At 53.8% G+C, this 413-nt stretch carries 1 pseudogene; it reads right to left on the bottom strand.

From position 1 onward, the window contains the following. A pseudogene (locus B9Y59_RS16825) lies at positions 1 to 413 on the bottom strand (FIVAR domain-containing protein); the annotation flags it as partial.

Consider the following 413-nt stretch of genomic DNA (forward strand, 5'->3'; position numbering starts at 1 on the left):
TCCGGATTCCCAAGCATCGTCTCTGCATCTTCCAGCACTCCATTAAAGGTCTGGAATGCCTCGTCCTGGATATAACTGTCCATATCCAGGCTATTCGCTTCATCCACCACGGTCTGGAGCGCCGACAGGTCTGCACGGTATTTCAGATTTTCAATCGCCTTCTGCAAGTTCTCATATGCCTTGTCCACTTCCGCCTTCAGCGGGTTCTCTTCCGCATAGACGTCCTTTGCCTCACTCAGCGCTTCCTCGAAGCCCTCCGTGCTGCTCGGCTTGAATGCATCCAACTTCTCCGCCAACTGCTCTGCGATTTCAATCAACGGCAGCAGCACTTCCTTGTCGCCTTCCTCGAATTCCAACAGGTGCATCGCTTTTAGCAGCTCGTCCCAGGCCTTGTTGACCTCTTCCTGGGTTGC

It is taken from the genome of Anaeromassilibacillus sp. Marseille-P3371 (assembly GCF_900169665.1).
Classification (GTDB): Bacteria; Bacillota; Clostridia; order Oscillospirales; family Acutalibacteraceae; genus Anaeromassilibacillus.